We start from the raw sequence: 7,579 nt of genomic DNA, 5'->3' as shown, positions 1-7,579 counted from the left end.
TCGCCTGGCCATAATGCTCTCCCAAGTTTAAATTGGGTTATAGGCTAACGATTAGTTTAGGTTTATTGTAGGTGCGGGTACGCCGACCTTCACGTTAGATCTTCAAAAAGACTCGTTCCAAAAACCATCATTTACCTTTAACGCTTATTTTTCGTTATGTATAAATTTTATTGAAAAGAACAACAATTTATTTTGATAAATAGATATAGAGCAACCTCTTAAGTATTCCATTTCTATTTGTTATCAAGTTGGACTACAAAGCGAGGTAGCCTTACTTATTTATTTTTTAATACCAAGAGTTGATTCTGCATATAATTCTTTGATATCTAGAATCGAGGGCAATACCTCATGAAAAATCGGTATTAAATTGGGATCAAAATGAGTGCCAGAGCCATTGTCAATTTCCTTTATAGCATCTTCGACAGTCCAAGCTTTTTTATATGGTCTTTGCGTTGTCAAAGCATCGAACACATCCGCAATAGCAATTATTCTTCCCGCGATAGGAATTTCTTCTCCTTTTAGGTTTGAAGGATATCCAGACCCGTCCCATTTTTCATGATGAGTCAAAGCAATAATTCTGGATGTTTGTAGAATTTCAGAGTCATGTTCGCCAATAATATCAGCGCCTATTTGAGGATGTTTACGCATGATATCCCACTCATCGTTATTCAACTTTCCTGGCTTTAAAAGGATGTGGTCTGGTATACCAATTTTACCAATATCATGCATTGGTGCAGCATTAAATATTAACTCTGTCCAGTCTTCTCCGTATTCAAGAGCTTCTGCAATCAGCCGTGAATAGTGGCTCATTCGAATGACATGTAATCCTGTCTCATTGTCTTTAAACTCAGCTGCACGACCGAGACGATGGATAATATTTAAGCGCGTATTATTTAGTTCTTCAGTTCGTTGGCGAACTTTATCTTCAAGAGCGATATTTTGATCATATAAAGCTAAATGGGTATGCACTCGAGCTAAAACAATTGAAGGGTTAATAGGTTTAGTTATGTAGTCTACGGCTCCTAATTCCAGTCCTTTTCTTTCATCTTTCTCCTCGTTTTTTGCGGTGATAAATATAATTGGAATTCTTGCCGTTGCGGGATTTGCTTTCAACTTTTGGCATACTTCATATCCATCCATAACAGGCATCATAATATCTAGGAGAATCATGGCGGGATGAGGGGAGCTATTGGCTATTTTTATAGCTTTTTTGCCATTTAGGGCTGCCTTAACTTTAAACTTGCCTCTCAATACTCCACTAAGCACATCAATATTTTCTGGTGTATCGTCAACAACAAGAATAGTTGGTTTTTCTTTGGTTATACCCATAACTTATCCTTTTAGTATTGCCTGCTCAATTCTCAAAACTCTTAAGTACGTCAAGTGCACATTCGAAGTCATATCTATCTATTGCTTTAGCTAGGAGTGATAACGTTTCTTCGTATTCGGCAATACCCTCAACATTATGCATCTCATCGATTACATCCATTGCATCTGTATCATCGTCTTCTAATAGCTCTCTTAACCTTTGAATCAATACTGTAAACTTCAGTTTATCTAGCACCCCCTGTTTAAATTTCGAGCCTGTATCATCATTGACCAACAAAGAAAGAGCAGTTAATACCTTTGATAAAAGTGAGTTTAGTGTATCTCGAAGACGAAAAATTTCTTCAATTGTAGCTTGATTTCGACACGCTTCTTCTAATTCAGCAGCAGCGGCTTGCACATTTTTGGCTCCAATATTGCCAGCAACGCCCTTAAGTGTGTGTGCGCAACGCTCTGAAGCAGTAGCTTCATCACTTTTTAACGAATCATTAAATTCTTGTATGAAACCTTTTTGACTGTCTTTAAACTTCAACAATAATTTTTTATATAGTTTTTTATTCCCTTGAGTAATTTCTAAACCAGCATTTAAATCTATGCCCTCAATATTTGGTATATGAATATTTCCCTCAGAAATATCAGCACTTTCATTAACGGGGATTTTTTCTTGTTCTTCCACCGAAATCCAATGAGCCATGGTCTTAAACATTTCTCTCACATTAATCGGTTTTGCGATGTGATCATTCATACCGGCGGCCATTACCCTTTCTCGATCTCCGACCATTGCGTTTGCAGTCATAGCAAGTATAGGCAAATCTTTATACTTTTCTTGTTTTCTTATCTTTTGCGTGGCTTCATATCCGTCCATAATAGGCATTTGACAATCCATTAATACACCGTCAAACTCGAATAATTTAAGCTGGGATAGCGCTTCTACACCATTATTTGCAATTTCTACTACGAGCCCATTATCTTCCAATAAGGCTTTCGCCAACTCTTGGTTAAGCTCATTATCTTCAACGAGTAATATTTTAGCTCCCTGCAGTTTATTTATTTCACTCATCGAATTTGTCTGTCGAACATTTGCTCTACTATGCTGAGTAATCTCTTTACCCATAGCTAACATAATTGTATCGAGTAATGTTGATTGAGTAACAGGTTTGGTAAGAAATCCCTTGATATCAACATCACTTGCAGAGTCACTCGCCTCATCACGTCCATAAGCGGTTACCATTATTACCGTAGGAATTACTTCTAAGCACTCATTTTTTTGAATTTCTCGAGTTGTCTCTACACCGTCTAGACCAGGCATTTTCCAATCCATTAATACCAATTTATATGGATCAATATTGGATGCATCTTCTAATAGAGCTATTGCAGATTCACCACTGCCAGCCTGATCAACACGCATGCCGAAACTTGCCATTATGGTTGTTAATATCTCTCGAGCAGTTGCATTATCATCTACAACTAAAACACGTAAATCATTTAAGTCGTTCTTTATTTTTTTAGTTGTTGTAGCCACTCCCTGCTGTAATCCAAATTTTGCTGTAAAATGAAACGAACTTCCTTCACCAATTACACTTTCAACCCAAATCCTCCCTCCCATCAATTGTGATAGGGTTTTACTAATAGCTAAACCTAATCCTGTTCCCCCATATTTACGGCTAGTAGATGCATCAGCCTGCGTAAATGATTGAAACAATTTGGCTTGTTGTTCAGATGTCATTCCTATACCAGAATCTATCACTGAGAATTTTATTAATGCGTTTTTTGCTGTTAATTCTTTAAGTTCAACCGCTATTGTTATATCACCCCCTGGGTCGGTAAACTTTACGGCATTATTGCCAAGATTGATCAGGATTTGACCTAACCTTAGTGGATCACCAACCAAAGCACTTGGTAATTCAGGTGGAAAATTAAACATTAACTCTAAACCTTTTTCCTCGGCTTTAAGTCCCAATAAATTAGATAAATTATCGAACACTTCTTCTAATAAGAAGTTAGTTGATTCCATTTCAAGCTTGCCAGCTTCTATCTTAGAAAAATCAAGAATATCGTTAATTATGCCGAGTAAGCTCTCTCCTGAGCGATGAACTTTTTGGATATAATTATGTTGTTTACGGTTGAGATCCGTTTGTAATGCCAAATAAGACATGCCGATTATTGCGTTCATTGGAGTGCGAATTTCATGTGACATATTGGCCAAAAAATCACTTTTTGCTTGGTTACTGGCGTTTGCTTCAACTATTGCGGCAGCAAGCTTATCATCCAGTTCTTTGCGCTTGGTTATATCACGCACAACAGCTATAACTTGCTGTTGTTCTGGCAAAGGGCTTAAACTTATTTCAACTGGAAATGTTCTTCCATTTTTGCGCAATGCCTTTAGTTCCAGTTCTTCCCCCATCATTCTGACAGAAGCTTTGTGGAAAAAATCATTCCGAAAATTAACATGGCCAGTGCGAAACTTTTTGGGCAGTAAGACTTCTATTTTTTCACCTATGATTTCTTCTTTTTGATAGCCAAATACTTCTGTTAATTGCTGATTTATGATTACTATTTCCCCTGACTTATTAACCACTAGCATAGGATCAGGAGTTGAATCCATTAACGCAGTAATATACTTATCCCTAATTGAAAGTTTATTATCCATTTCCTTACGTTTGGTAATATCACGTACAATGGCTATGACTTGTTGTTGTTCAGGTATTGGACTCAGGCTCACTTCAACAGGAAATACTTCGCCATTTTTGCGAAGTGCTTTTAGATTTAGATCTTCCCCCATGAGTCTAATAGAAGGGCTATTGAAAAAACTATCTCTCAAATGAATATGCCCATGACGGGTTGTTTCAGGTAACAATACTTCGATTTTTTTACCTATTAATTCTTCTTTAGCGTAACCAAAAACATTTTTTATTTGATTATTTACGATTAATATTTCCCCTTGCTGGTTGATGACCAATAAAGGATCTGGAGTTGAATCAATTAATGAAAATATGTAACTTTCATCTACTGTACTTATGGGCATGACTTTATAACCTATTGTTTTTATTGTTCAATAAATTTATTTTTTACTAAGGCAGCATGATTCAGTGTAGAAAAAAAATGAACATATGGAAAGAAAGTATCTATATAAAAAATAGGATAAGTTTGAATATAGATGGTCCTAAGTACTTATAGGTAATAATCATGCACAAAAACAAGGTCAGTTATTCAATATAGCTTACCTATCGGTTTGGTTTTAATCTTCTCAATATAAGGGAGATTTATTTCTTCGAAGTATATCGAGATAACCTGATTTCGCGCTGGGCGCGATAGTGCTTTAGAGTTTAAAAACTAATTTCAGCTATCAATATAAAGGACATTAGCGTTGGGATAATTAGGAGCGCTATTTCAACAAATATCAGCATTTAAAGTTAATCTGAAAATGTCAGTTTTTAGCAAAACAGAAGTCACAAGGAAGAGGATGAATCGGATGAGCTGCCGTAATTTATATCAATACACATGTGATTTACTGTTAGGCAGATAATATCATTTCATGCTGTTACATTCACATTATGGAAAAAGTGATAAAACTTTATTTGGCGATGAGACTCTTATAGGTAAGATATAGCCATATTTTTATTAATTTTTATTGTCTGCTGGCAGCTGAGTGGCTGGTATTATAACTCTATTTTTTAGCTGGCTTTATTGACAGTCTCTTAATATTTTAATCACTTTTCTTAAACTCAAAAACGATAAACCCGCTAAGTTAGCGGGTTTATATTAAAAGTTAAATAAAGCTTAATTAAAAGAAGTTAACTTTAAACTCAGCACCAACATAACGTGCTTCATTAACCATACCTGAGTTGTTATTAAAGTCTACACCACCAATAATAACTTGTTCATCAGTTATGTTACGTACAAAAGCTGATACTTGGTATTCGTTATCACCGCTTTCCCAGTTATAACCTGCACGAATGCCACCTTCAAATAATGCTTCACCGTTGAACTCTTCAGCTTGGTATAAAAAGAAGTTAATATCACTACGGTAAGACCAATCGGTATAGGCAAAAAACTCACCATCAGCGACTTCAGTTGCGTAACGTAATGTGAAGTTAGCAATCCACTCAGGTGAATTAGGTAAGCTATTACCATCAATATTTGCTCTGCCATCTGCGTTTAGCGCATTAGTGACAGTACAAGTACCTGAGCCACAAGTACCTACAGATAAGCTACTATCTTGTATTTCAGTATCGTTGTAGCTAACGTTAAAAGTTGCGTTAATTTCATCCGTTAAGATCCACTGTGTATCTAACTCAAAACCGTAACCAACCGTTTTATCAGCATTTAACAGTGTGTTTGAATTTGCACCACCGCCAACAGCTGTTAATTGCTGGTCACTCATTTCAAAATAATAAACCGTTGCATTTACACGGCCGCGGCCATCTAATACATCTGATTTAATACCCGTTTCAAATGAATTAATCGTTTCAGAATCAGCAACGCTTACTCTTTGATCGTATAAAATTCGACCTTGTACGCTTGGTGCACGGAAGCTGTTTGCTAAACGGGCAAAAACATTAACGTCGTCAGTTAATTTGTAAACACCACTTACATCCCAGCTTACATGGCTATCACTTGGGTTTGCAGAATCTTGAAAGTTTCCATCGTTATCACCTGGAATAAATGGGTGATCTATTAATTGTGCTGTGAAATCTTTTTTATCATGTGAATAACGTACACCCACTGTCATGGCTAAATCGTCAGATACATCATAATCGACAGAACCAAATACAGCGTAGGCCGTTGTTTTTTGATCTTGTGTTGAGAAGCCATTTGGTAAACAAGAATTGGCTTTAGTTACTTGAAGTGGATCACCAGATTGGCATGCTGAATATGTATTGCTAGCTGCAGTGACAAAGTCATACGAATCAATCGTTAAATCTTCGTTGTAATAAAATAGGCCTGTTTGATAATTTAAAGGGCCATTCAAATTACTTGATAAACGTAATTCTTGCGTATATTGGTTATGATCTGGAATCGCATCAGCACTTTGAGCACCCCACCACACTGCATTTGGATCTCCAGCTGTTGGGTCTCCTAAATAACCACCATCCACATCGGCACGAGAATAAATTTCTGCGCTTTCCCAAGCTGAAATTGAAGTTAAAGTGTGTGTATCACTTAGTTCCCATTCCATTTTTAAACTAGCGCCTTGGCTTGTTACTTGCTGTGTTGCAAATTGTGCAGCGTCTTGATAAACAACATCTGCATCAAAACCTTTACGTATTTTATTTGAACCTGGCTTTGCAATATTAGTATGGAAAACAATAGGTTTACCATCTAAATCTCGGTAATGATAATTCAGTAAAGCACTAAAATCATTTGCTTCGTATAAGAATTGAATACGGGTTGCATTTTCTTCGTAACCGCCTAAAGCGTCTTTTTGCTCAAAACCAACGGCACGGTTATCGATATAATCATCTTTTTCTTGGTGAAGACCTGAAATACGCACTGATAGGTTATCAGTAAGTGAAGTACCTACAGCACCTTCAAAATCAACAGCACCTAAAGTACCATATGATAATGCAAGGTAACCATTTGTATCTTCTGAAGGTTTAACTGAATCAAATTTAACTAACCCTGCTGGGGTATTACGGCCAAATAAAGTACCTTGTGGACCACGCAATACTTCTACACGTTCCATATCAAAAACAGGAAAACCTTTTAAAATTGGGTTTTCTTGGACAACTTCATCAACAACTAATGAAACAGGTTGTGATGCATTTAAATCGAAATCTGTATTACCTAAACCACGAACATAAAAACGTGGAAAACTACGTCCAAAAGATGACTCAACGGAAAGACTTGGGATCTTAGCGTTCATAAAGCGAATATCCATACCCGCAGAGCTATAAGCTTCTAGATTATCACCTTGCAAAGCAGAAACAGATACTGGGATCTCTTGTGCATTTTCAACACGTTTACGTGCTGTTACAGAAATAACTTCTAATTTAGGGGCTTTAATTTGCTCTTGAGTTTCAGCTTCAGCTGAATGACTTGCAGCAGAAAACAAAGCAGCATTAATTAATACGGCTAAGGTTGTTTTTTTCATTGCTTTCATTTCGGAATTAACCTTTTAGATCACTCTTAGTTCAACGGTAATATGTAGCGCCATATTACATTGGCGATGTAAGGCTCAATTTTACGCAATAAATGCGGACCTAACGGGTAAGAGTGGAAGACACCGAAAGGCTGAAGCTTACGGTTGGTG

General features: G+C 36.7%; 3 protein-coding genes. All 3 read right to left on the bottom strand.

All coding sequences use genetic code 11. The features are described from left to right. Window positions 1-279: 279 nt before the first annotated feature. Window positions 280-1,329: a response regulator gene (locus BM088_RS23165; protein ID WP_091990490.1), complete on the bottom strand. Its 1,050-nt coding sequence runs from the start codon at window positions 1,327-1,329 to the stop codon at window positions 280-282. A 25-nt stretch (window positions 1,330-1,354) separates the two neighbouring features. Continuing rightward, entirely contained in the window at window positions 1,355-4,351 is a 2,997-nt protein-coding gene (locus BM088_RS23160) for a response regulator (protein ID WP_091990488.1), read from the bottom strand. A 759-nt stretch (window positions 4,352-5,110) separates the two neighbouring features. Continuing rightward, window positions 5,111-7,429 (bottom strand): TonB-dependent receptor, encoded by a 2,319-nt coding sequence (locus tag BM088_RS23155; protein ID WP_091990485.1) that lies wholly within the window; start codon window positions 7,427-7,429, stop codon window positions 5,111-5,113. Window positions 7,430-7,579 lie beyond the last annotated feature (150 nt).

The sequence above is a fragment of the Pseudoalteromonas denitrificans DSM 6059 genome, from assembly GCF_900112265.1.
Lineage (GTDB): Bacteria > Pseudomonadota > Gammaproteobacteria > Enterobacterales > Alteromonadaceae > Pseudoalteromonas > Pseudoalteromonas denitrificans.
The sequence above is the reverse complement of the archived record's forward strand: the minus strand, read 5'-3'. Positions and strand labels throughout refer to the sequence as shown.

Bases quoted from the DNA above. Each gene is read 5' to 3' on its own strand.
- BM088_RS23165 (WP_091990490.1), bottom strand. From the start codon at position 1,329: ATGGGTATAACCAAAGAAAAACCAACTATTCTTGTTGTTGACGATACA.
- BM088_RS23160 (WP_091990488.1), bottom strand. From the start codon at position 4,351: ATGCCCATAAGTACAGTAGATGAAAGTTACATATTTTCATTAATTGAT.
- BM088_RS23155 (WP_091990485.1), bottom strand. From the start codon at position 7,429: ATGAAAGCAATGAAAAAAACAACCTTAGCCGTATTAATTAATGCTGCT.